Source organism: Streptomyces sp. NBC_00076 (assembly GCF_045041235.1).
Lineage (GTDB): Bacteria > Actinomycetota > Actinomycetes > Streptomycetales > Streptomycetaceae > Streptomyces.
Genome location: NZ_CP108242.1, coordinates 5,403,256 through 5,424,838, shown reverse-complemented (window position 1 = coordinate 5,424,838; position 21,583 = coordinate 5,403,256). Strand labels below are relative to the sequence as shown.

The 21,583-nt window shown below is 71.7% G+C and carries 21 protein-coding genes and 1 pseudogene; 11 read left to right on the top strand and 11 right to left on the bottom strand.

Annotated elements, in window-relative coordinates; genetic code table 11:
- Positions 1-245: 245 nt before the first annotated feature.
- On the top strand, positions 246-707 hold the full coding sequence (locus OHA64_RS24640) for a hypothetical protein (RefSeq protein ID WP_405616559.1): 462 nt from the start codon (positions 246-248) through the stop codon (positions 705-707).
- Positions 708-895: 188 nt separating this feature from the next.
- On the opposite strand, the gene OHA64_RS24635 is transcribed toward OHA64_RS24640, so the two are convergent.
- The gene (locus OHA64_RS24635; RefSeq protein ID WP_405616557.1) at positions 896-1,654 is read right to left on the bottom strand and encodes a GntR family transcriptional regulator; all 759 of its coding nucleotides are present in this window, start codon (positions 1,652-1,654) and stop codon (positions 896-898) included.
- 199 nt (positions 1,655-1,853) lie between these two features.
- Between OHA64_RS24635 and OHA64_RS24630 the strand changes: the two genes are divergently transcribed.
- The 3 genes from OHA64_RS24630 to OHA64_RS24620 all read left to right on the top strand — a co-directional run bounded on the left by OHA64_RS24630 (position 1,854) and on the right by OHA64_RS24620 (position 4,166).
- Positions 1,854-2,078 (top strand): hypothetical protein, encoded by a 225-nt coding sequence (locus OHA64_RS24630; protein WP_405616555.1) that lies wholly within the window; start codon positions 1,854-1,856, stop codon positions 2,076-2,078.
- A gap of 363 nt (positions 2,079-2,441) precedes the next feature.
- Positions 2,442-3,197, top strand: a complete 756-nt coding sequence (locus OHA64_RS24625; protein WP_405616553.1) for an ATP-binding protein — start codon at positions 2,442-2,444, stop codon at positions 3,195-3,197.
- 396 nt (positions 3,198-3,593) lie between these two features.
- Complete coding sequence (locus OHA64_RS24620) at positions 3,594-4,166, top strand: hypothetical protein (protein WP_405616551.1); 573 nt, start codon at positions 3,594-3,596, stop codon at positions 4,164-4,166.
- 141 nt (positions 4,167-4,307) lie between these two features.
- Here the strand turns inward: OHA64_RS24620 and OHA64_RS24615 are convergent, their stop codons facing one another.
- On the bottom strand, positions 4,308-4,907 hold the full coding sequence (locus tag OHA64_RS24615; protein ID WP_405616549.1) for a dihydrofolate reductase family protein: 600 nt from the start codon (positions 4,905-4,907) through the stop codon (positions 4,308-4,310).
- Positions 4,908-4,977: 70 nt separating this feature from the next.
- Here OHA64_RS24615 and OHA64_RS24610 point away from each other — a divergent pair, with 70 nt between their 5' ends.
- Positions 4,978-5,568: a TetR/AcrR family transcriptional regulator gene (locus OHA64_RS24610; protein WP_405616547.1), complete on the top strand. Its 591-nt coding sequence runs from the start codon at positions 4,978-4,980 to the stop codon at positions 5,566-5,568.
- A gap of 16 nt (positions 5,569-5,584) precedes the next feature.
- On the opposite strand, the gene OHA64_RS24605 is transcribed toward OHA64_RS24610, so the two are convergent.
- Positions 5,585-6,547, bottom strand: coding sequence for a nucleoside hydrolase (locus tag OHA64_RS24605; protein WP_405616545.1), 963 nt, complete (start codon positions 6,545-6,547; stop codon positions 5,585-5,587).
- A 211-nt stretch (positions 6,548-6,758) separates the two neighbouring features.
- Positions 6,759-7,979 carry a threonine--tRNA ligase gene (gene thrS / locus OHA64_RS24600; RefSeq protein ID WP_405616543.1) on the bottom strand — a complete coding sequence of 407 codons (1,221 nt, stop codon included), beginning with the start codon at positions 7,977-7,979 and terminating at the stop codon, positions 6,759-6,761.
- A gap of 425 nt (positions 7,980-8,404) precedes the next feature.
- On the opposite strand from thrS, the gene OHA64_RS24595 reads away from it, so the two are divergent.
- A complete protein-coding gene (locus OHA64_RS24595; protein WP_405616540.1) occupies positions 8,405-9,178 on the top strand; it encodes a hypothetical protein in 774 nt (257 codons plus the stop codon).
- Positions 9,179-9,253: 75 nt separating this feature from the next.
- On the opposite strand, the gene OHA64_RS24590 is transcribed toward OHA64_RS24595, so the two are convergent.
- The 4 genes from OHA64_RS24590 to OHA64_RS24575 all read right to left on the bottom strand — a co-directional run bounded on the left by OHA64_RS24590 (position 9,254) and on the right by OHA64_RS24575 (position 13,634).
- Positions 9,254-9,955, bottom strand: coding sequence for a GAF and ANTAR domain-containing protein (locus tag OHA64_RS24590; RefSeq protein WP_405616538.1), 702 nt, complete (start codon positions 9,953-9,955; stop codon positions 9,254-9,256).
- 489 nt (positions 9,956-10,444) lie between these two features.
- Positions 10,445-11,206 (bottom strand): TIGR03943 family putative permease subunit, encoded by a 762-nt coding sequence (locus tag OHA64_RS24585; protein WP_405624083.1) that lies wholly within the window; start codon positions 11,204-11,206, stop codon positions 10,445-10,447.
- Positions 11,203-12,213, bottom strand: a complete 1,011-nt coding sequence (locus tag OHA64_RS24580; RefSeq protein WP_405616536.1) for a permease — start codon at positions 12,211-12,213, stop codon at positions 11,203-11,205. Before OHA64_RS24580 ends, OHA64_RS24585 begins: the two co-directional genes overlap by 4 nt.
- Before the next feature lie 77 nt (positions 12,214-12,290).
- Entirely contained in the window at positions 12,291-13,634 is a 1,344-nt protein-coding gene (locus tag OHA64_RS24575) for a tetratricopeptide repeat protein (RefSeq protein ID WP_405616534.1), read from the bottom strand.
- 150 nt (positions 13,635-13,784) lie between these two features.
- Between OHA64_RS24575 and OHA64_RS24570 the strand changes: the two genes are divergently transcribed.
- Positions 13,785-14,015 carry a hypothetical protein gene (locus OHA64_RS24570; protein WP_405616532.1) on the top strand — a complete coding sequence of 77 codons (231 nt, stop codon included), beginning with the start codon at positions 13,785-13,787 and terminating at the stop codon, positions 14,013-14,015.
- Between the two features lie 37 nt (positions 14,016-14,052).
- Here OHA64_RS24570 and OHA64_RS24565 read toward each other — a convergent pair whose 3' ends face one another.
- Entirely contained in the window at positions 14,053-14,601 is a 549-nt protein-coding gene (locus tag OHA64_RS24565) for a tellurite resistance TerB family protein (RefSeq protein WP_405616530.1), read from the bottom strand.
- Between the two features lie 1,211 nt (positions 14,602-15,812).
- Positions 15,813-16,431, bottom strand: a pseudogene (locus tag OHA64_RS24560) (hypothetical protein); the annotation flags it as partial.
- Positions 16,432-16,661: 230 nt separating this feature from the next.
- Between OHA64_RS24560 and OHA64_RS24555 the strand changes: the two are divergent.
- Both OHA64_RS24555 and OHA64_RS24550 read left to right on the top strand, forming a co-directional pair.
- Positions 16,662-17,147, top strand: a complete 486-nt coding sequence (locus OHA64_RS24555) for a hypothetical protein (protein ID WP_405616528.1) — start codon at positions 16,662-16,664, stop codon at positions 17,145-17,147.
- A gap of 352 nt (positions 17,148-17,499) precedes the next feature.
- Positions 17,500-18,393: a hypothetical protein gene (locus OHA64_RS24550; protein WP_405616526.1), complete on the top strand. Its 894-nt coding sequence runs from the start codon at positions 17,500-17,502 to the stop codon at positions 18,391-18,393.
- Here OHA64_RS24550 and OHA64_RS24545 read toward each other — a convergent pair.
- Positions 18,299-19,639, bottom strand: a complete 1,341-nt coding sequence (locus tag OHA64_RS24545) for a PLP-dependent aminotransferase family protein (RefSeq protein ID WP_405616524.1) — start codon at positions 19,637-19,639, stop codon at positions 18,299-18,301. The genes OHA64_RS24550 and OHA64_RS24545 overlap by 95 nt on opposite strands.
- Before the next feature lie 154 nt (positions 19,640-19,793).
- On the opposite strand from OHA64_RS24545, the gene OHA64_RS24540 reads away from it, so the two are divergent.
- Entirely contained in the window at positions 19,794-20,588 is a 795-nt protein-coding gene (locus tag OHA64_RS24540; protein WP_405616522.1) for an alpha/beta fold hydrolase, read from the top strand.
- 10 nt (positions 20,589-20,598) lie between these two features.
- Positions 20,599-21,555, top strand: a complete 957-nt coding sequence (locus OHA64_RS24535) for an endonuclease/exonuclease/phosphatase family protein (RefSeq protein ID WP_405616520.1) — start codon at positions 20,599-20,601, stop codon at positions 21,553-21,555.
- Positions 21,556-21,583: the final 28 nt, after the last annotated feature.

Here is a 21,583-nt window from a genome sequence, read left to right as displayed (position 1 = left end):
GGTCGGCTCCGCAGACGTGCCCGCCCTGCTCAGCGTCTGGCCTTCTCCACCGTCATCGACGGTGCGCGCTGCGACCTCGTCCAGTCACAGGTGTACTTGTCCCTGTCGGATCTCGTGGATCCACACAAGCGCGCAGCAATCCGGCTGGCTCTGACCGCAAGTGCGGCCCAGCACGACGCCGTCTTGGGAGGCTTTCAGAACTTCCTGCGCACGATTCGGCCGGACACTGGGATGGGGGCATAACAATGGGTATTTTTGACAAACTGACCGGCACCAAGCGCCCTGACAGCGGTGTTGCGCCTCGCTCTTCCGCCGAGGTGCGAGCCGCGTTGTTCGCGCTCAACGGGCCAGACGTGCCGTACCGCGTGCGCGACGCCGCGCCTAACGAGAAGGCCGATCTGGTGGCGGAGTGCCGGATTCCGCGGGTGGGAGTGAGACTGAAGACCAGCATGCGCCTGATCCCGGAGAAGGGCGAAGTGCGTTTCCTCGACGAGCGATGGGAGAATCGTTCGTCTGGCCAGGCCAATGCGCAGTACGGACGCGGGCACGCCCCCACAGTATTCCGACAGATGGAGACCAAGCAGAACTCCGACGGCCGGAAGCACAAGGTCGAGGCATTCCGCTTCGACACGCGGGAGATGACAGACCCCCTGCGGAACGTGGTCCTTGGTGCCGGATGGACCTGGCGGGGCGTGTTCAAGCTCTGATCGACAGACGAGCCCCAAACTGAGCGCCTCGGAGACGATCTGGCGCTTTGCGCCCACACGGCTACGCCCAACTCGCCGCCGATTCGGATCGAGACCGCCACCGCGTACCGGTATATGACCGAGGCCGTCGAGGTGCTGGCTGGCCTCGCCCCGAGTCGTGCCGCTGCTGCCCGCGCGGCTGATGGCAGCTACGCCCGGTCCACCCCGAACTCATAGGCAACTTCCCAGCGAACGTCCGGAACGACGATGTCCGCGGTCTCCACAGGCCGCCCGTCGCAGTCGTAGTACGTCCGCTCGATCTCAAGCACCAAGTCCCCGACGCTGATGCCCAGCAGGTTTGCCTGGGCCTGGGTTGCCCTGGCGGGGCGCGGCACCTCCACCGCCGTCTCAACCTCCACGCCGATGGAGTGCATGCGGTCGACCACTCCCGTGCCGGCCAGGGGTCCCATTTCTGGGAGCACGATCGGCGTTCCGTCCGTGATGGCCATCGGCTCCCAGGACTCGGACAGTTGGACCGGGCGCCCGTCTGCCAGGAATTCGTACCGGGTGGTCACGCAGGGATCCCCCGGGTTGATGGCGAGCCGCTCCGCGATGGAATCCGGGGCGGGGAATCGGGCCTGACTGTGCGCGTCCCAGGTCCCGGCCTGCCCCCGCTCCTTCATGTCGGCGCGGAAAGGGGAGCCTCCCCGGCGTTCGCGGTGTCGTGAGCGGACCATGCGCATCCGTTCACGCGGCTTGCGGACGTACGTGCCAGATCCCGCACGCCCCTCGAGGAGGCCCTCGATGATCAGGCGGTCCATGGCTCGCTGCGTGACGTTGCGGCCGACGCCGTACTCCTCGGCGAGCTGTGCCCGTGAGGGGAGACGGAAGCCGACCTCCCACTCTCCCCTGAGGATCCGGGCACGCAGTGAGTCGGCTACTTCGAGGTACGGCGCCTCTCGGGGCATGAACGGCTCTCCGATTCCTCCGCGATGCGGTGGGTCATCCCAGTCATCCCAACGACATTGACAAGCTACTGCATCAGGTAGAAGCTACTGAAGTAGAAATACTCTCCGTGCTCACGACGTCACAGGAGGCTCCTCCGTGTGTTCTGCGAAGTCACGAGCGGTCGCATTGGCCGCCCAACTCACTGCTCTGGCAGGGAGCGTGGCGCACACCGAGGAGTTCCCCGACCGGATCCGCGTCCGGATCACGCTTCCCCCGCACCTCCCTGATGGCCGGCGCCGCGCGCTCCTCACCGCGCTCGCCGACGCCGACCGATACGGCCACGACGTAACAGCGGACCGCTCGGTCATCTGGGTGGAGGTCAACGACGACGGTGACGGCGGAGTGGCGCAGGACCCGACAACGGCTCGCCCAGATCGGAGTTGACCACATGGCCCATACGATCGCCCGCACACTGGACCGCGTCCGAACTCTCTTCCATCCACGGGGGAAACATCGCGTCAAAGCGGCGCTGCCCCCGCGTCCCGACCGATGGAGATGGGCCACGGAAGGTATCGAGCCTGCGACGCCTCTCTCTGATCATTCGCAGGCGAAGATCGCCCCCACCGTCCGCCTCTGGTACACCCCCATCGACGGTGCCTCAACCCCCCTCGTCCGCCCCTACCTCACCGCCCATGAGCGCGAGGAGAAGGTCCGTCTCCAGCGGCTGCGCCGTGACACCCTCTGGTGTGCCACGTACGGCGTCGACCTCGATACCCGCGACATCCACGCGTGTCTGGGGGCTGCGTCATGAACGGCGAGACGAGTCACGTACGGCTGCTGCCCTGGACCGGCGCACAGGGGCAGCCCTGCCTGCTCGTCACCGACGGGGACGGGGCCGTCTCCCGGCTCGCCGACCGGATCGAGGACGTGCAGTTCGGGCTGGCGGAACGGCTGCTGGTGCGGGCGCGGGAGATGGTGGTCGCGACGCCAGAGCCTTCGGGTGGTGAACTGAGCGAGCTGGCAGCCCAGTTGGTCGACGCCCTGCACGATGCGCTTCTCATCGCCGGGTGCCGGAGTGCTCGTCTCGCGAGGACGGAGCAGTCAGGAGTGCGCGGGGTGGACGGAGTTGACGGGACACCGGGGCCCCATCCCGCCCCGGTGGAGGCCGTCATCCCGCTCACACTCCCAGGTCACGACCGCGCCTCCGCCCGCGCCGCACGGCGCCACGTGCGCGACACCACCCGGTCGTGGGGGCTGCCTTCGCGTGCGACAGACGACCTGGAGACGATCGCCGGAGAGCTCGTCGCCAACGCCGTGGAGCACAGCGGGAGTCACACCATCACGGTCACCTGCGCCCTCTCCGCCGGGTCGGCCACGATCAGCGTGACGGACGAAGGGGGCGGAACACGGATGCCGATGGCTCCGGCCGTGCCACCGCCGCCGGACCAAGAGCACGGACGCGGTCTGCTGATCACCGACGCGCTGGCCGACCGATGGGGAACGCGAAGGGCGGGCGGCGAGCTGACGGTCTGGGCCGAGGTCAGCCTTGAGTCCCTCGAATGATCCCCGCCCGGGGCCCTGGGCCAGGTCTTCTACAACCTCACCGTCACCGGCCTGTCCACCGCCGTCGCCTTCTTCAGGGGCGCAATAGAGAGCGTTCGGACAAGGCGGCATGGTCGCCCCGCGCCGGGCCCGCCGCCACCGGCGGAGGGCAAGGAGGAGAAGTTCTTTTCGACCGCGCCGAACGGCGAGACCAGCGGCCGCAGCGTGCTTGAGCATCCGGTGGACCCGAACGACCCGCTGTCCGGGTACAAGGAGGGTGGCATTGAATGCCAAGGCGTACGACGTCACCGGGATCGACACAAGGCTCCGGTACGACAGCAGCCGCACCCCTCCCTTCACCGTCATGACGTCGATGCCCTCCAAGTCCTAGCGGCCGCCGAGAAAGGCCACCACCACATGTCCGTCGACCAGACCTCCTGGGAAGCCGCGGTACGCCACTTGTTCGAGGACGCGTTCCCGTACGACGCCACAGGTCCGCGTCGCCACGAGGACTGGGTCCTCGATGTCCTCGCGCTGATGGCCCGGTCCGTCCCGGATCCCCGGGGCTGGACCGGTCTCGACGACACGGCGCAGACCCCGGAGCGCGAGGCGTTCCCCACGTACCCGTTCGCCGTCCACCCGCCGGAGTACATCGCGCCGCGTCTGAATGAAATCGACCGGGCCAGCGCCGAGAACCTGCTGCTGGCCCTCACGGACGACTGCTGCGCCCTGTCCAACCTGAAGCGCTTCACGGAGAGCGAGGAGGAATTGCGGACGATGGCACGCACGGTCCTCGCGCGATACGGAGACGAGGCCACCTACCACACCAACGTCAACATGCCCGGCCATGTGCGCGGCACGCTCGACTTCACGTCGTCGAGCTGGGCGTACAGCCCGCTGGCGTTGACCAAGGACTACTCGGAGGACTGCGGCCTGATCGTCGTCTCCGACACCGAAGTGGGCATGTTCTGGAACTTCTCCGACTACTGATCCGTACACGAGCAGTGAGTTCCAGGCCTCAATGGGCCCTTTCCAACCTGGGGTGTCACCACCCCCGCCGTTCGCGCACGCAGCTCGGGAACGATCTGGCGCTCTGCGCCCACCCGGCTTCATCTGTGCCGGGTGACGGGGCTACTGCGCGGGCTCCCGCCGCGTGAACCAGGTGACCGTGACGTCATTGGCGAACGACAGGCGTTCCGTCACGTTGAAGAGTGTGGGGTTGAACTCCCCATCGAAAAGCGGGATACCGGCACCGGCCACCACCGGATAACTCTTGATGATCAGTCTGTCGATCTCAGGCAACAGAGCACCCGCGAGCCGGCCGCCTCCGCACAGCCAGATGTCCTTGCCTTCTTCTTCCTTGAGCTTGCGGACCAGGTCGAGCGGGTTGTCCTTGATCACGGTCACGTCCGGGTCGGGGCTGGCCCCGAGCGTGCTCGACACCACGTACTGACGTAGGTGTGCGTAGGGACTGGTGATGCCCACGTTCAGCGCGGGGCGGTAGGCGCCCAGCCCCATCAGCACGGTGTCGAAGTGGAGGTTGGGCGTATCGGCTAAGCCGTGCGCGGCGCGCATCGCGGTGGGAACGGTGTCGGGATAGCTCTCATTCATCGAGGCGGTGTAGGCGGCTGCCTGCTCCTCGTCGCCTGCCGGGTAGAAGTCGAACTCTCCGCCGGGGCCGGCGATCCGGCCGTCGAGGGAGACGGCGACGTAGTAGACGAGCTCTCGCATTGAAGTAACTCCATTCGTAGTACTCTGTTCGTAGTGGTGTGACCGTAGTACTACAACTGGAGTGGTGTCAATGGTGCGCAGGAACGAAGAGCGAAGGGCGGCCCTCGTGGACGGCGCCATTGAGGTCCTGGCCAGGGAAGGCGCACGCGGTCTGACGTTTCGGGCGGTGGACACCGAGGCCGGTGTGCCCGCGGGTACGGCCTCCAACTACTTCGCCAACCGCGACCACCTGCTCACCCAGGCCGGCGCCCGTGTCTACGAGCGGCTCCAGCCCGACGAGGCAACCATCGCGCGGCAGCGGGCGAGCACTGGGGACCGGGAGACCTACGCGGTCCTGATGCGCGAACTCGTCGGCCGGATCAGCGACTTCCGCACCGGCTACCTCGCACTCCTCGAACTGCGCCTGGAGGCCACCCGACGGCCACAGCTCCGCGCGGTGCTGACCGAACAGGTACGTGCCGACCTCGAAGCCAATGTGGCCTACCACGAGGAATCGGGCCTGCCTGGCGACGCCACCGCCGTCCAGTTGCTGTACCTGACGCTCAACTGGCTGATCGTCGAGCAGCTCACTCTCCCAGACGTACTCTCGGAGGCCGAGCGCGAACGACTCGTGACGGCCGCGGTCGAACGGATGACGACGAGCCCTCCCCACGCAGGCTGAGTTCTGGGCGGAGCGCCTACGGCGTCTCCACGGTCGTCAGCCACAGCTTCACGTAGCGCTCCACGTCGACGCCCAACGCCACGTCCACCAGGGATTGTTCGCGGAAGCCTTCGTGGATCTCGGACTCGCCGGGGCGGGGGCGGCGGTCGACGATGGTCTGGCCGCGGGCGGGGCCGGGGGTCAGGTTCACCTCGACCGGCAGTGTTTCGGTGGTGATGCCCGCCGGGTCGACGACCGCGCAGACCGCGCCCGCGTCGCCGAGGCCGCCCGTGGGGGTGGGGTCGCCGGAGGTGGCCGGGTCACGGTGGGCGAGGAGTTGGCCGGCCAGCCGGAGCCGGGGTTCCGAACTGGCGCGCAGCCGCTCGACGTCGGCGGCCGGGACCAGGACCTCCTTGAACACGTCGAGGCCGTACATGGTGATCGGTACCCCGGCGGTGAGCAGGACCGCCGCCGCCTCCGGGTCGTGCCACACGTTGAACTCCGCGACCGGTGTGGCGTTCCCGGTGGCCACCGCGCCGCCCATGAACACGATCCGCTCGATGTTGCGCACCACCTCGGGGTGGGTGCGCAGCAGGAGGGCGATGTTCGTCAGGGGCGCCATGGGTATGAGCGTGACCGGGCGCGGGGAGGCGAGGATCTCGCGGCGCAGCAGGGTCACGGCGTCCACGTCCACCGGGACCCGGGTCGGCGCGGGCAGCCCCAGGTCGCCCATCCCGTCCTCGCCGTGCACATGCCGGGCCGTGCGGACGGGCTCGATCAGCGGGCGTTCGGCGCCCCGGGCGACCGGTATCCCGGGGGCACCCGCCTGTTCCAGAACGGTCAGGGTGTTGCGGACGACCCCGTCCACGTCGGTGTTCCCGGCCACGCAGGTCACCGCGCGCAGGTCGAGCGCGGGGTGCCGTACGGCGAACAGCAGGGCCAGGGCGTCGTCGACACCGGTGTCGCAGTCGATGATCACCGGGATACGCTGACCGGTCACGGCTGGGGTCCTCTCGCCGACGGGGCCCGAGGCGGGCTGGGGAACCGACCTTACGCAGCCGAACTTACGCCGCCGACCCCCGTAGGCGCTCCGGGGCCGACATCCGCGGCCGACCTCACGTAGCCGACATCCGGAGCCGACATCCCCAGACCGGTCCACGCAGGCCGGTCCACGCAGGCCGGTCCACGCAGGCCGGTCTACGCAGGCCGGTCTACGCAGCCGCCCACAGTTCGGTGTCGCGATCGCCGACGCGGGCGGCGATCCGGGCCAGCAGTTCCCCGACGGGTACCGCGCCGGGGCGCCTGCCGTCCCTCAGGCGCACGGCCGCCAGCCCGCCGTCGGCCTCCCGTTGCCCGACCACCGCCTGGTACGGCACGAGCCGCGCCGCGCGGATCCTGGCGCCGAGAGTGCCCTCGCCGGGGCCGTGGAGTTCCGCCCGCAGACCCCGGGCCAGGGCCTCCCGTACGACCTCGTGGGCCTGTTCCTCCTGTGCCTCCGCCACCGGCAGCACCGCCAACTGCACGGGGGCGAGCCAGGCCGGGAATGCTCCGCCGTGTTCCTCGATGAGGTGGGCGACCGCCCGTTCCACGCTGCCGATGATGCTGCGGTGCACCATGACGGGCCGGTGTTTCGCCCCGTCGGCGCCGATGTAGTGCAGGTCGAAGCGTTCGGGCTGGTGGAAGTCGATCTGGACGGTGGAGAGGGTGGACTCGCGGCCGGCGGGGTCGGTGATCTGCACGTCGATCTTCGGGCCGTAGAACGCGGCCTCGCCCTCGACGGCGTCGTACTCCACGCCGGAGGCGTCGAGCACCTCCCTCAGCAACGCGGTGGCCCGCTGCCACAGGTGCGGGTCGGCGACGTACTTGCCGCCCTCGCCCGGGAGGGACAGCCGGTGGCGGGCGGCGCGGATACCGAGGTCGGCGTAGGCACGGCCGATCAGCTCCAGGGCGGCTTCGGCCTCCGCCGCGGCCTGGTCCAGGGTGCAGAAGATGTGGGCGTCGTTGAGCTGGATCGACCGCACGCGGGTCAGACCGCCGAGCACACCGGACGGCTCGGAGCGGTACATGCCGCCCAACTCGGCCATTCTCAGGGGTAGTTCGCGGTAGCTGTGGGAGCGGGAGCGGTAGATGAGCGCGTGGTGGGGACAGAGGCTGGGCCGCAGCACGACCTCCTCCGCGCCCAGTGCCATCGGCGGGAACATGTCGTCGCTGTAGTGGGACCAGTGGCCCGAGATCTCGTACAGCTCCCGCTTGCCGAGGACGGGCGAGTACACGTGCCGGTACCCGGCGGCGCGCTCCGCCTCCCGGACGTACTCCTCCAGGGCGTGCCGTACGACGGCCCCGTCGGGCAGCCAGTACGGCAGCCCCGCGCCCATCAGCGGGTCGGTGTCGAACAGGTCGAGATCACGGCCGAGTCGTCGGTGGTCGTACACGGTGGGCTCTCCTCACGGTCGCCCGGCCCGAGCACCCCGCACGACAAAGCCCCGGGGCACTCGCCCCGGGGCTCGGAAACTGACTCGATGATCAGCGCGCCGGGACGTTCTCCGGCGTCGTCGTGGAAGACGGGCGTACTGCTTGGGCGCGCTGCATGGGGGGACGCTAGCAGCGGGACGACGGGCGGGCGACGGGATTTCGCTCCCCCTCGGCCCCCCGGGCGCACGTCTCAGCCTCCGCCCGCCCGCCCAGCCACGTGCCACCTGCCAGCCACCTGCCACCTGCCACCTGCCACCTGCCGGCGTCAGACGTATGTGTCGGCGTACGTCCCCTCACCCGGACGGCCCGGCTCGCTGGTGGAGCGTCGGCGGCGGTGGTGCCGTAAGAGGGCGTACTCGGTCGTGGACGCCCCAAGGAGGCACCGATGACCCCACCCCCGGCGCGCGCCCTCGCCGCCTCCGCTCTCGCCCTGGGCGCCCTCCTCGGTACCGCCTCCTGCTCCGCCCTGAGCACCCCGCCCACCGCCGAGAAGCCCGACTACGCCGCTACGACCACCGCGCCCCCGACGTCGCCGGGAGGAGTCCCCGCGCTGACCCCGGCGCAGGCGCAGGCCGCCCTCCTCACGGCGGCCGACCTGGGTGAGCCGTGGGCGCCCACGCAGGGCGCGGCGACCTGGCACGACGGGCTGCTGAAGGCGACGACGGAACGGCCCGACTGCCGGCGCCTGCTCGACACCCTGTACGCCGACGAACTGTTCGGCGCCACCACCCGCGCCCGTGCCGTGATCGGCCTCGACGACGTCTGGAACGGGTCCCAGCTGCGCTACCAGGTCGTCACCCAGAGCCCGGCCGACGTGGACCGCAGAGTGGCCTGGCTGAAGACCCTCCCGGCCAAGTGCGCCGAGTTCACGGTGACCACGGCCCACGGCAACGTGCAGAAGGTCCAGGTCGCCGACGCGGGTCTGCCGGAGGTGGGGGACGCGCGGCAGGGGCTGCGGGTCACCATGTCGGGTGCGACGCTGAACGACGAACCGGTCCTGCTCACCCTGGACGTCGCCGTCGTCCGGGTCGGCGACGACGCGATCGGGCTCACCCACGGCGGCCTCGGCGACGTCTCGCCCGACATCGCGCAGGCGACCCTGCAGCTGGGGGCGCAGCGCCTCGCGGACGTCCGTAAGACCGGCCGGGCACAGATCTGACCACCGCCGGAGGCCACGCGTCCTACCACCGGCGAAGGTCACGAGCGAGGTCACGCGTCTGACGACCGCCGAAGGTCACGAGTCGCGGTCGAACCTCTCCCGGTGCGAGACCACATCGCGCGCCACCTCCAGGGCGGTGCGGTCGTGCGAGAAGGCGTGGGCGCGCAACCGGGCCAGCGCCTCCTCCGAGGCGACACCGAGCTGCACCATGATCATGCCGATGGCCTGGTAGACCTCGTCATGATCGGTGGCCAGACCGCTCAACCAGGGTTCTTCTCCCCCATGGCCGTTCTCCTCCCCCCGGGGCAGCGCCATCAGGGCCGCCGTCATGACACTGGCCACGAGCTGCGCGGTACGCAGTTCCTCGGCGGTGAGCCCGCCGGGGGTGCGGCGGTAGAGGTCGAGCGTGCCCACGCACACGGCGTCGCTTCCCAGGGGCAGCGAGTACACGGCCTGCACTCCGGCGGCCGCCGCCTGCTGCGCGAGGATCGGCCAGCGGTGAGCGTCCCGCCCGTTCGTGAGGTCGGAGGCGAGTACCGGGGCGCCGGTCTGGGCCGCGTACGTGCAGGGTCCCTCGCCCAGGGTGGCCTGGATCTCCGACAGGTGGGCGGCCTGGTCGCTGCTCGCGCTCAGCTGGACGGGCATGCCGTCACTGCGCAGCGACACGCTCGCGCCGGTCACCGGCAACAGCTCCACCGCCACCGTGCAAAGGCGTCCGGGAATCTCCCCGGGTGCCGCGCCCCGCAGGCCCTCCGCGATCACATCGGCCGCCCGCACGTGCTCGCGTTCCCCCGCCTGTGCCTGCTCGTAAGTCTGATCTTGTTCGCGCTCGTGTGTCTGATGTGTCTGATGTGCCTGATGTGCCTGATGTGTCTGATCCGGTTCGTGCTCGCGTGTCTGATTCCGCTCGTGCTCGCGTGCCTGATCCCGTTCCTGTGCCGTTTCCCGCTCACGAGGCGCGCCGCGGCCGGTCAGCCGGGAATCGCCGCCGCTCGACGCGCCATGCGGACCGGAGTCGTCGCCACCGGGTTCCCTGGGCCGCACGCCCACCGCCTCCTTCGACCAGCGCGGCCATCGTCGTCCATGGCCTCCCGCGGCGGGAGCGTCCGAAGCAGGGTCACGATTCGTGGCGCCCGCGCGGGGCGCAGCCCGACTACCCGTCGTCCGAGGGGCGAAACGCACCGCGGGCGCACCGCGAACGCACCACGAGGGCACCAGGAACAGCGCCACGAACGCCGGCGGCGGGACGCCGTCCGCGCCGCCCTGTCACCGCTGCTCGTACGGATCCGCCGGCTGCTTCACCCGCTTCACCGACGTCGCGTCCAGAACGGGCGGCCAGGCCGAGTCCGCGCCCAGCTCGCCCTTGGGGTGCCAGACGCCGGTGACGGTGACCCAGCTGTCGACCGGCGGTGCGTCGCCGCCGCGTACCTCGACCTTGCTGGTCGTGGCGTCGGCGGCACAGCAGGTGACCATGAGCCGGGTGACGTACCAGGTGCCGTCGTCGCCATGGGTGACGAACCCGGTCATCCGGACGGAACGGGCCTTCAGGGACCGCCCGCTGTCGTAGATCGCCCGGGAGTCGAACTGGCCGACGGTCAGCTCGACGGGGTCCCCGGCCGGCAGCGCCGGGAAGGTGCCGACGCCCTGCGCGGCCCGCTGGGCGGCCTCGCGCTCCGCGCTGTAGGAGCCGAGGGCGGGCGGCGGGAAGAGCAGCAGGGCGACGGCGGGGAGGGTGAGGAGCCAGGCGACACGGGGGCCGTGCCCGTGGTGATGACCATCCTCACCCTCGCGCCCCTCGCCGTGCCCCTCGTCCGCCCCCTCCTCGCGCGCCGTTTCCTGGTCGTCGTGCGCCGGTCGTCGTACGGCGGCCATGGCCAGACCCAGCAGCGTCAGCGCCACTCCGGACACCACCAGGTACGGCCGCAGCGCCGCCTGCACGTACCGCAGGTACAGCTCGCTGAAGAGCGAGATCCGCAGGACCGCCGCGCCGACCAGGACCAGGAGCAGGGGGGAGCCGTAGCGCCTCACAGCAGCCACCACCCCACCAGTGTGCTGGTCGCCACGGCCACCACCCAGGTCACGGAGGAGAAGCGCACGGCGAAGGCGCGGCCGAAGGTCCCCGCCTGCAACGCGATCAGTTTCAGGTCGACCATCGGCCCCACCACCATGAACGTCAGCCGGGCGGTCGGCGAGAAGCCGCTGAGCGAGGCGGCGACGAACGCGTCGGCCTCGCTGCACACGCACAGCACGACGGCGAGGACGGCCAGCAGCAGCACCGACAGCCACGCCGAGCCGGTGAAGAGGTCCAGCACGGAGCGGGGAACGACGATGTTGAAGGTCGCCGCGGCCGCCGCGCCGAGCACCAGGAAACCGCCCGCGTGCAGGAAGTCGTGCTGGAGTCCGGCACCGAAGGCGCGCAGACCGCCGCCGTCCGCTTCCGAGGACGTACGGCGCTCGGGCGGCCGCAGCCACTTCTCGCGCCCGAAGCGGGCCCACAGCCAGCCCATCACCACGGCCGTGGTGAGCGAGGCGACCAGCCGGCCGAGCACCATCATCGGCCGGCCGGGGAAGGCGATGGAGGTCGCGACCAGGACCACCGGGTTGATCGCGGGCGCGGAGAGGAGGAAGGCGAGGGCGGCGGCGGGAGCGACCCCGCGCCTCATCAGGCTCCCGGCCACCGGCACGGACGCGCACTCGCAGCCCGGCAGGACGACCCCCGCGGCGCCCGCGACCGGCACGGCGAGGGCCTGGTTGCGGGGGAGCAGCCGACGGAAGACCTGCTCCGGTACGAAGGCGCCGATCGCCGCGGAGACGACCGTCCCGAGGAGCAGGAACGGTACGCCCTGGACCGCGACCGCCGTGAAGACGGTCCACCAGGCCGCGACGGGCGGGGTGTACAGGTCGAGCGCGAGCATCGGCCCGAGCACGGAGACGACGGTCGCGATGGCGATCAGCGCGGCGCCGCCGAGTACGGCGTGCACGAGGGCGCGCACGGCGAGCCACAGCCCGTCGCCCACCGTTCTCTGGTTCTCCATGCGCCTCGCCCCACCGCTCGCCGTCTGGCGCAGGCTAGCCGGGCGAACTGTGTGACGGGCCCGGTGGCGTCACGTCGTCAAAGAGAAGGCTGTGCGGGTGCGGGCCCCAGGGTGGTCGTCCCGGGGGCCGTACGGTGCCCCAGTCCCGTCCGGTAGGCGTCCAGCGCCGCCTCCACGCGTCCGGTACGGCGCAGCAGGTCCCCCAGCAGCCGGCACAGGTCGGCCAGGTCACCGGCGGCACCCGCGCGTTCCAGCAGGCTGAGCGCGCGGACGTAGTGCTCCTCGGCGGCGTCGGTGTCCCGGGCGTCCTCGGCGATGATGCCGAGGAGGCGGTGGGCGGCCGCGGAGTGCAGGGCGCCGCGTTCGGGACTGAGGTCGCTGAGCACGTTGTGCAGCAGGGCGGCGGCCTCCTCGGACTTGCCGCGCCGGTGCAGTACGTCGGCGAGCTCGACGGCGGCCTGGCTGGAGTAGAGGGCGGCGCGGCGGGCCGAGAGCATGGTGAGCGCCTGCCTCAACTCGTCCTCGGCGAGCTCCAGTTGGCCGTTCTGCGCGTACACGTAGCCGCGCATCCAGTGGCAGTTGGCCAGCTCGGTGCGCAGGTGCAGCTGCCGGTACAGCTCGGCGGCCTTGGCCAGTGAGGCGTCGGCCTCGGCGACCCGGCCCTCGGCGATGAGGGTGCGGGCGACGGCTCGGTGCATCCGGGCGACCAGGGCGGGGTCGCCGGACTGCGGGGCGAGGGCGAGGGCGAACTCGGCGGCCTGGGCGGCCCGGGCGTGCGCGCCCATGTCCATGTAGGGGCCGATGACGCTGGCGTAGAGGAGGAGCAGGGCGTCCGGGTCGTGCAGGCCGGCGCGGTTGAGCTCGTCGATCGTGGACTCCAGCAGGTAGACGGAGTACCGGAGTTCACCCGCCAGATAGTGCGACACGGCCCGTCCGCGCAGGGCCGGGACGCGGACCGGCAACGGGACGTCCCCGAACGCTTCCCCGGCCCGCTCGAAGTAGCGGCGCCCCTCCTCCAGCTCGCCGGTCTCCAGGGCGCATTCGCCGAGCCCGAGCAGGGCCGCCGCGGACACCTCCCCGAGGTCGAGCGACTCGGCCTCGGCGAGCAGGCGGGCGTACTGCTCGGCGGCCGCCTCGGCCTCTCCGGTGGCGAGGGTGCGCTGGGCCTCGGTGAGCCTGAGCCGCAGCTCGATGACGAGCCGGGCCGGCCGCCCGGTCGCCAGTTCCTCGAAACCGACGTCGAGCCGGTCGGAGAGATGCCGGAGCGCGTCGTCGGAGGGGCGGACCCGGCCGGCCTCCAGGGTGGAGATGTACGCCGGGGTGTAGGCGGGCTCGGCCAACTGCTTCTGGGTCAGCCCGCGTTCCACGCGCAGGAGCTGCACCCTGCGCCCGATCGTCACCGGGTCGTCGCGCTCCGACATCGGCCAACTCCCCCTGTGCCTCTTGCCGTTCGACTCTGACAGGCCCTAGGTTAAACGGCGTATTAAGCGTGTTTAAGTTGTCGCTGAGCTGTTTCGAGCTGTTCTGAACAGGTCCGAGCTGTTCCGAGCCGACGTCGCTGCGAGGTCGCCGTGCGCGAACACCCCAGCACCACCGAGCGTTACACCCGAGGTCTGGCCGCGGCCGTGATCGCGGTCGCCGCCCTGGTCCTGGCGGCGAACGCGGTCCCGGCGCGAGCCGCGGAGCCGACCCGCGTCCGGGTGGAGCCGACGCACGTCCAGGTGGTGCCGACGCACGTCCAGGTACAGCATGCCGTCCATGCCACGGACCCCGCCGCCGGTTCGGGGAGACAGCGGTCGTAGGCCCTGCCCTTGCGGGCCTCGACCGCCGCGGTACGGATCAGAGCTGGAACTCCGCCGGAGACACCCCCAGTGCCGTGCAGGCCTCCCTGAGGACCGTCTGCTCGGCCTGGGAGAGGTGGCCGTCCGCGCCGGCGATGACGATGCCGGTCTGGATCACCGCCCGTGCCTCGGTCGGCTTCTTGGAGGCCTTGGCGATCTCCTGCATCGCCTCGGCCCTGCCCTGCTGGAAGTCCCGGGTGAGCAGGCTGACGTGCTTGTGGAAGCGCTGCCGCAGCTGCTCCGGCGGGAAGTTCTGCAGCACGTCGTTGCTGAGGATCAGCGACTCCACCTGCTGCTGCTCGGCCGCGTCCACGTGCCCGTCGGCCGCCGCGACCAGTGCGCACATGGCCATGCTCGCGTCCCGGTAGGCACCGCTCTTCAGCTCGGTCTTGAGCGTGCCGAGCTGCGTCTTCAGCACACCGACCAGCTGGGCGCGCGAACCACCGCCGGACCCCGTGCCGCCGCGCCCGCCGGTCGGGGCGCCGCGCCCACCCTGAGACTGCTGCAGTGTCTTGGCCTGGTCCTTGAGCTTGTCCCACAGCGGCATTGCCGTCACCTCGGTAGTAGTCGGAGCCATCACCCGACCAACGGCCACCCCAAGGTAAAGGTTCCGCCAAGTCCCACAGGGGCCCTTTCCTCACCCGTGTGGGCCGGCGCACCGGCCCGCCGACGCAGGAGGCTAGCTCTGTGTCTGCAGCTGCCGCAGCTGGCGGTTGATGTTCTCCAGCGCGCCCTGCCGACGCCCCGGCACCCGGCCCCGCAACTCCGCGAGCAAGGAGCCGAGTTCACGGGCGGACTCCAGGTCACGGATCTGGCTCCACTGGTGGTGGGCCCGGTCGACGGCCGACTCCACGGCAGCCGAGTCCGACGTCTGACCGGCGGTCAGCCGAGCCCCGGCCACCCCCAGCCAGGTACGGCAGCTGCGCACCGGATCCCCGGCGAACATCGCCAGGTCCGCCCGCACCTCGGCCCAGTGCAGGGCCTGTTCGGAGCCGGGCCCATGCGCCCGTACGGCGGCCTTCTCGTGCTCGGCGGCGAGAGCGTCGGCGTCGCCGTGCCGGCCGCTCTGGACGGCGGCGGTGATGTAGGCGTGCGGGTCGTCGTCACTTTCCGGGCGCCGGTCGGCTGCTCTCGGCACGCCCGGCGTCTGGGAACGAAGCCGTTCGGACCGGTGCGGGGGCCTGGGAGCCGAGCCCTCAGGTACGGACACCGCGACGACAGGGGGCATGGGAGGGACGGCCACGTCCGCGCCGGGCACCGTGGGAGGAACGGACACGTCGGTCCCAGGCACCGTGGAAGGGACGGCCACCCTGGCCCCAGGCACCGTCGGAGAGGCGGCCGCGCCGCTTGCCCCGGGCTCCGTGGGTGGGGCAGCCACCTCGGCCCCCGGGCCCTTGGGACGGACGGCGACACCGGCCCCGGGCACCGTCGGAGGGACGGCCGCGCCGCTTGCCCCGGGCACAGTGTCCGGTACAGCCACGTCGGCCCCGGCCACGGGGGGAACGACAGCCACGTCGGCCCCGGCCACCGTGGGACGGGCACCCACGCCGGCGCCGTACACCGTGGATTGGGCGGCCACACCGGCCCCCGGCACCGTGGGCGGGACAGCCACACCGGCCCCGGACACGGGGGGAGCGGCAGCCACACCGGCCGTGGACATGGGGGGAGCAAAGGCCACCTCGGCCCCGGCCATCGTCGGACGGGCACCCACGCCCGCCCCCGGCACCGTGGGCGGGACAGCCACTCCGACTCCGGTCACCGTCACCACGATGTCCCCGTACGCCTCGCTCCCCAGCCGGGCCAACGCCTGCTGATGCAGCTCCATGAGGTCAGGCCGGTGCCCGCTGCGCAGGATCGTCGCGATCGCCTTCATGTACGCCGGCGCCGCCACCGTCCGCCGTGACGGCGGCGGCGCGATCCGTCCGTACACCCCGACGCCCCTGCCGCAGTCCAGCGGATGGGTCCGCAGCCACGCCCAGGTCTCCGCGTCCGCGTGCAGATCGAGGAACAGGGCCGTCGATCCGGGCGTGCGCAGCCGCAGTTCCTCGCGGATCCAGTGCCAGGGGAAGGCGGTGTAGCGGGCGGTGGACGTGGTGGTGCGGGCCAGCGCCAGGTGGGGCAGGTGCTGACGGCGGTCGAGCAGCAGCTGGCCGGTGACGAACACGGTCAGCGGTCCGGGCGCGGTCGCGGCGGCCCGCAACCGGGTGAGGACGGCCTGCGGTTCCAGCGGGTCGGCGAGCTCGACGACGTTCGCCGTGTCGGTCCCCGACAGCACCGCGGGCGACACCGCCGCGAGGACGGGAAGCACGGACGCCGCGTCCACCAGACAGCCCTTGCCCACCGGTGCGGCGGCGAGCAGCAGAACGGTCCCCGGCATCGGTCCCTCCCCATCCCCCGTCGATCACGTACCTCAGCACCGTAACCGCTGCGGCTGCAAAGGAGGACCTCAGGACTGCAAACGTCCCTTTCGGGGGCCTCCCTCCCGGGCGACCGGATCCCAAAAGAAGTCGACCGGAATCCCTGAATGAATCCGCCTCGCCGACTTGCCAGCGTCTGTCTCCAGGTGTGCCCTGGAAGGCGGGGGCGAGGAACGAGAGGAGACCTCTCATGGCTCATGCGGCGCCCGCGTCCGGCGGTACGCGCGAACCACCCAGTACCCGCAGAACACGCGCAACGAACCGGATGGCAAGGCCGATCCACACGCCCGACGTCTTCGACGAGCGGTTCCACCGGATCGCGAGGTTCGCGATCCCGGTCGCCCTCGGACTCGTCTACGGCTACTGGGCCGCGGCCAACCGACGCGGCGGCGGTCCCATCACCGGCTGGAACCTCCTGTTCGGCTTCCTCACCGCACTCGCGTTCATCGTGCTGTGCATCGCGGTGGCGACCCTGGCCCCCCTGCTGAAGCGCGAACTGCACTCGGGCGTGAAGTCCGCCTTCGCAGGCGCGTCCATCGGCTTCCTCTACAGCCAGAGCGGCGACAGCGTCCTGCGCTGCGGGGTACTGGGCCTGGTGGTCGCCGCGGCCATCTTCGTCGTCTTCTTCTACCGCTACTACACACGCGAGGACGCGGAGGGCAACCGCATCCGCTGACATGCGCTGACGCGGCAACACCACGTGGGCCCCGGCGACATCGCCGGGGCCCACGTGTTTCCCTCATCCCTCCACTCACCGGTCGACCGGGAACAAGTCCCAGCCACCCGACGAGGATCCGGCGACGCTCCAGCTCCACGGAGACCGAGACTGAGACTGAGACCCAGAACCAGAACCGGAAAACACCCGTCACAACCAGGAAACACCCGTTCGGGCGAACCCTCCACCGGAGAGCGGAGGCCCCAGTTCCGCCAAGGCCCTCGGCAGGCCGGCGCCCCGTTCGGCTCGCTCCGGGCGCCCGGATGCAGTCACCCGGCTCGCGGCCCCCGTTCCCCGGGTCTTGCCTGGAAGGGTGCTCATACGTCTCCGGAACGCCCTGTCGGCCACGCTGATCGCCGTGGCCTGCCTCCTCGTCCCCTTCGGCGCGCTGGCGGCCTGGGCGGCGTACGGGCTGGCCGACACGAGCCGGTACGTCAGCACGATGGCGCCCCTGGCCACCGACCCGGCCGTACGGGACGCCGTCGCGGACGAGGTCGGCGCCGGAATCGCCCAGGAGATACGCATGCGGTCGATGCGCCCCTTCGTGCGGGACGCGGTCCGCTCGTTCACCCGCACCGAGGCCTTCCGCACGGTCTGGGACTCGGGCAACCGGGCCGTCCACGGCGCGGTGCTGCGGGCGGTGCGCGACGGCGACCAGCACGCGGTGACCGTCGACCTCGCTCCCGTCACCACGCAGGTGAAGGAGCAACTGGCCCGCGACCACATGCCGTTGGCCCAGCGCATACCCGTCCGGCACACCGAGGTCGCGGTGCTCCCGGCCGCGGACCTGGCCCGGCTCCGAAAGGGGTACGACGTGCTCGACGTCGCCGGTTTCTGGCTGCCCGTCACGGCGGCCGTCCTCGCCGTCACCGGGATAGCCGTCGCGGCCTGCCGCCGCCGCGCGGTCACCGCGACCGCGCTCGGCACCGCGCTCGGCGGCGCGTTCCTCGGCCTCGCGGTCGCGATCGGCCGCCGGCTCACCCTCGCCGACCTGCCCGACCCGGCCCACCGGCCGGCCGCCGGCGCGATCTACGACGCCCTGACGGCCACGTTGCGCACGGTCTCCTGGCTGCTGGTCGCACTCGGTCTCACGGTGGCCCTGACCTGCTGGCTCACCGGCCGCCACGGCCCCGTCGCGCGACGTCGGCGAGCGTCCGCAGCGACCGCTCCAGATCCGGCTCGGCGACCGACGCGAGTCCGAGCCTGACCGCGTCCGGGGTGCGGCTGGGATCCACCGCGAAGGCGGGCCCCGGAGTGACGGCGATCCCGTGCGCCGCCGCGGCGGCCGTGAAGGTGTCCGCGCGCCACGAGGCGGGCAGCTCCCACCAGGCGTAGTACGCGCCCGGATCGGACCGTACGCGGAAGCCGAGACCGTGCAGCTCCCGTGCGAGGATCCGCTGCCGGCGCGCCGCGTCCGCCCGTTTCGCGGCGACCAGCCGGGCCACCGTCCCGTCCCCGGCCCAGCGCACCGCCGCCTCCAGCGCGAACCGCCCCGCGCTCCAGCCGCCGGACCGCACGGCGGCGGCCACGGCGTCCACCCGGTGCGGCGGTACGACGAGGAAGCCGACGGTGAGCCCGGGCGCGACCCGCTTGGACAGACCGTCGACTACATGGGTGAGGGCGGGCGCGTGCACGGCCAGCGGGGTGCCCGGATCGGCAAGGAAGGACCAGATGCGGTCCTCGACGACCGGGATGTCCAACCCGGTTATCACGTCCGCGAGTTGGCGCTTGCGCTCGTCGCTCGTGGTCAGGGACGTCGGGTTGTGCAGGGTCGGCTGGAGGTAGAGCGCGGACAGGGGGGTGGCGCGGTGGGCGGCGGCGACGGACTCCGGGCGGACACCCTCCTCGTCCGAGACCAACGGCACCAGCACGATGCCGAGCCGGGCCGCGATCTCCTTGACCACGGGATACGTCAGCGCCTCGACACCGACCCGGCCGCCCGGCCGGACGAGGGAGGCGAGGGCGGCGGCGATCGCCTGGCGGGCGTTGCCGGCGAACAGGAACTGTTCGGGAGCGGGGCGCCAGCCGGGGCCGGCCAGGACATCGGCGGCCGCCTCCCGGGCGGCGAGGGTGCCGGTGGCGGCGGCCGGGCGGAGTGCCTCGGTCAGGACGTCGGGCCGCAGCAGGGGCGCGAGCGCGGGAGCCAGGAGCTCCGACTGGCCCGGCGCGGACGGGTAGTTGAGCTCAAGATTGACGGGAGCGGAGGCGACCGGCTCGGTCAGCGCCCGGCCCGTGGGCACGGCCGCAGCCGCCCGCACGAACGTCCCGCGCCCCACCTCGCCGACGACCAGTCCCCGGCGCACGAGTTCGCCGTAGACCCGTCCGGCCGTGGACCCGGCGATCCCACGCCGACGCGCGAACACCCGCTGCGGGGGCAGCCGTTCACCGGGCGCGAGCCGTCCGGCGGCGATGTCGTCGGCGAGCCGGTCGGCGATACGCCGGTAGTCGTTCACGAAGTCCCCCGTAGAGCCGTCCCGTTGAGCTGCCCGGTTGAGCAGTCCGGTTGAGCCGCCTGGTTGAACTGCCTGCTTGAGCCGCCCCGTTGGATTGCACCGAGAGCAAAGATCTTATTGCACCGAGGAGTTGGCGCGCTCTAAGGTCGCTCACATGACGCCTTTCCAGGAGTTCCTCGCATACACCGACAAAGGCACCGACACCTCCCGGGTACCCCTGGTTCTGGCCCACGGTCATCCCTTCGACCACACGATGTGGGCCCCGCAGATCGCGGAGTTCTCCGCCACCCGCCGGGTGATCGCCCCCGACCTGCGCGGCTACGGCGCCTCCCCGCACACCCCCGCCGTCACCCGCTTCACGCGGTTCGCCCAGGACATCGAGGAACTGCTGGACGACCTCAAGGTGGAGACCTTCGTCCTCGCCGGGCTCTCCATGGGCGGCCAGATCGCCATGGACGGCTACCGCCGGTTCGGCGACCGGGTCCGCGGCCTGGTCCTCGCGGACACCTTCCCGGCGGCGGAGAACCCGGACGGCAAACGGGCCCGCGACGCGATGGCGGACCGCCTCCTCGAGGAGGGCATGCGGGGGTACGCCGACGAGGTCCTGGACAAGATGGTCGCCCCGTACGCCGACGCCGAGGTCAAGGCCCACGTCCACCGCATGATGACGTCCGCGCCCCCACAGGGCGCCGCCGCTGCCCTACGCGCCCGCGCCGAACGCGCCGACCACCGCGACCTGCTGACCCGGGTCACCGTCCCCGCGCTGGTCGTCGTGGGCGCCGACGACCTCTACACCCCGGTCTCCGACGCCCAGGACATGCACGCGGCCCTCCCCCACTCCACGCTCCGGATCATCGAGGGCGCCGCCCACCTGCCGAACCTGGAGCGGCCCGCGGAGTTCAACGAGGCGCTGGGGGAGTTCCTGGCGCGGGTGGACGCCACCTCGTAGCCTCAGGGCGATGGACAACCAGCGGGGACGGCGAGGCGGCAGCTGGACCGCGGCCCTGCTGTTCGCCGGGGTCAGCGTGGTCGTCGGATGCCGGGCCGCCGACACCGACGGCATCACCCCCGTCCCCCAGCTCCTCGCCTTCCTCCCCTGGCTGCTCGCGCCCGCCGGACTGGGTCTGGCCCTCGCGCTGCTCGCCCGGTGGTGGACCGGAGTGGTGTGGGCGCTCGTGGTCCTCGGAGCGCTGGCCTGGTTCATCGAGCCGTACGGCAAGACCGCCGAACCCGGCGGGCCGCCGCTCGCCACGCTCCGCGTGCTCACCTCGAACGTCGAGTTCGGGCGGGCCGCCACCGCCCTCGTCACCGCCGTCCGCCGCGAGCGACCCGACGTCGTGTTCGTGGAGGAGTGCGAGTACACCTGCGACGCCACGCTGAAGCGGGATCTCGGCACCGCCTACCCGTACCGGCGGGCCGTGGCGGCGGGCGGGTCGGAGGGCTCCGTCATCCTCAGCCGCTTCCCCCTGAAGGGCACCGACGGCGTGCCCGGCACCATGGGCATGCCGGGGGCCCTCGCCGACGTGGACGGGCACCCCGTACGGCTGCAACTCGCGCACCCCATGCCCCCGCTGCCCGGCCAGCTCGACGTCTGGCGGCGGGAGCTGGGCGCCCTGCGCGAGTTCGCCGCCGACCGGGCGGACACCCCGACCGTCCTGGCCGGCGACTTCAACGCCTCCCAGGACCACGCGGCCTTCCGACGCCTCCTCGACACCGGCCTGCGTGACACCGCCCGCCTCGCCGGAGCCGACCGCACCCCCACCTGGCCGGCCCGCACCGCGCCCAGGCTCGGCGCGCAGATCGACCACGTCCTCGTGTCCGAGGACTTCTCCGCACGCGACGCCCGCTTCCTCGCCCTGGCCGACACGGACCACCGGGCCCTGATCGTCGAGGTCACGCTGCACGGGCGGCCATGAGACGGCGGGGAGCGGCCCCCAGAACGGG

Bases quoted from the DNA above. Each gene is read 5' to 3' on its own strand.
- OHA64_RS24580 (WP_405616536.1), bottom strand. From the start codon at position 12,213: ATGGAGAACCAGAGAACGGTGGGCGACGGGCTGTGGCTCGCCGTGCGC.
- OHA64_RS24595 (WP_405616540.1), top strand. From the start codon at position 8,405: ATGACCCCACCCCCGGCGCGCGCCCTCGCCGCCTCCGCTCTCGCCCTG.
- OHA64_RS24615 (WP_405616549.1), bottom strand. From the start codon at position 4,907: ATGCGAGAGCTCGTCTACTACGTCGCCGTCTCCCTCGACGGCCGGATC.
- OHA64_RS24555 (WP_405616528.1), top strand. From the start codon at position 16,662: ATGGCTCATGCGGCGCCCGCGTCCGGCGGTACGCGCGAACCACCCAGT.
- OHA64_RS24575 (WP_405616534.1), bottom strand. From the start codon at position 13,634: ATGTCGGAGCGCGACGACCCGGTGACGATCGGGCGCAGGGTGCAGCTC.
- OHA64_RS24620 (WP_405616551.1), top strand. From the start codon at position 3,594: ATGTCCGTCGACCAGACCTCCTGGGAAGCCGCGGTACGCCACTTGTTC.
- OHA64_RS24610 (WP_405616547.1), top strand. From the start codon at position 4,978: ATGGTGCGCAGGAACGAAGAGCGAAGGGCGGCCCTCGTGGACGGCGCC.
- OHA64_RS24635 (WP_405616557.1), bottom strand. From the start codon at position 1,654: ATGCCCCGAGAGGCGCCGTACCTCGAAGTAGCCGACTCACTGCGTGCC.
- OHA64_RS24565 (WP_405616530.1), bottom strand. From the start codon at position 14,601: ATGCCGCTGTGGGACAAGCTCAAGGACCAGGCCAAGACACTGCAGCAG.
- OHA64_RS24540 (WP_405616522.1), top strand. From the start codon at position 19,794: ATGACGCCTTTCCAGGAGTTCCTCGCATACACCGACAAAGGCACCGAC.
- OHA64_RS24535 (WP_405616520.1), top strand. From the start codon at position 20,599: ATGGACAACCAGCGGGGACGGCGAGGCGGCAGCTGGACCGCGGCCCTG.
- OHA64_RS24640 (WP_405616559.1), top strand. From the start codon at position 246: ATGGGTATTTTTGACAAACTGACCGGCACCAAGCGCCCTGACAGCGGT.
- OHA64_RS24625 (WP_405616553.1), top strand. From the start codon at position 2,442: ATGAACGGCGAGACGAGTCACGTACGGCTGCTGCCCTGGACCGGCGCA.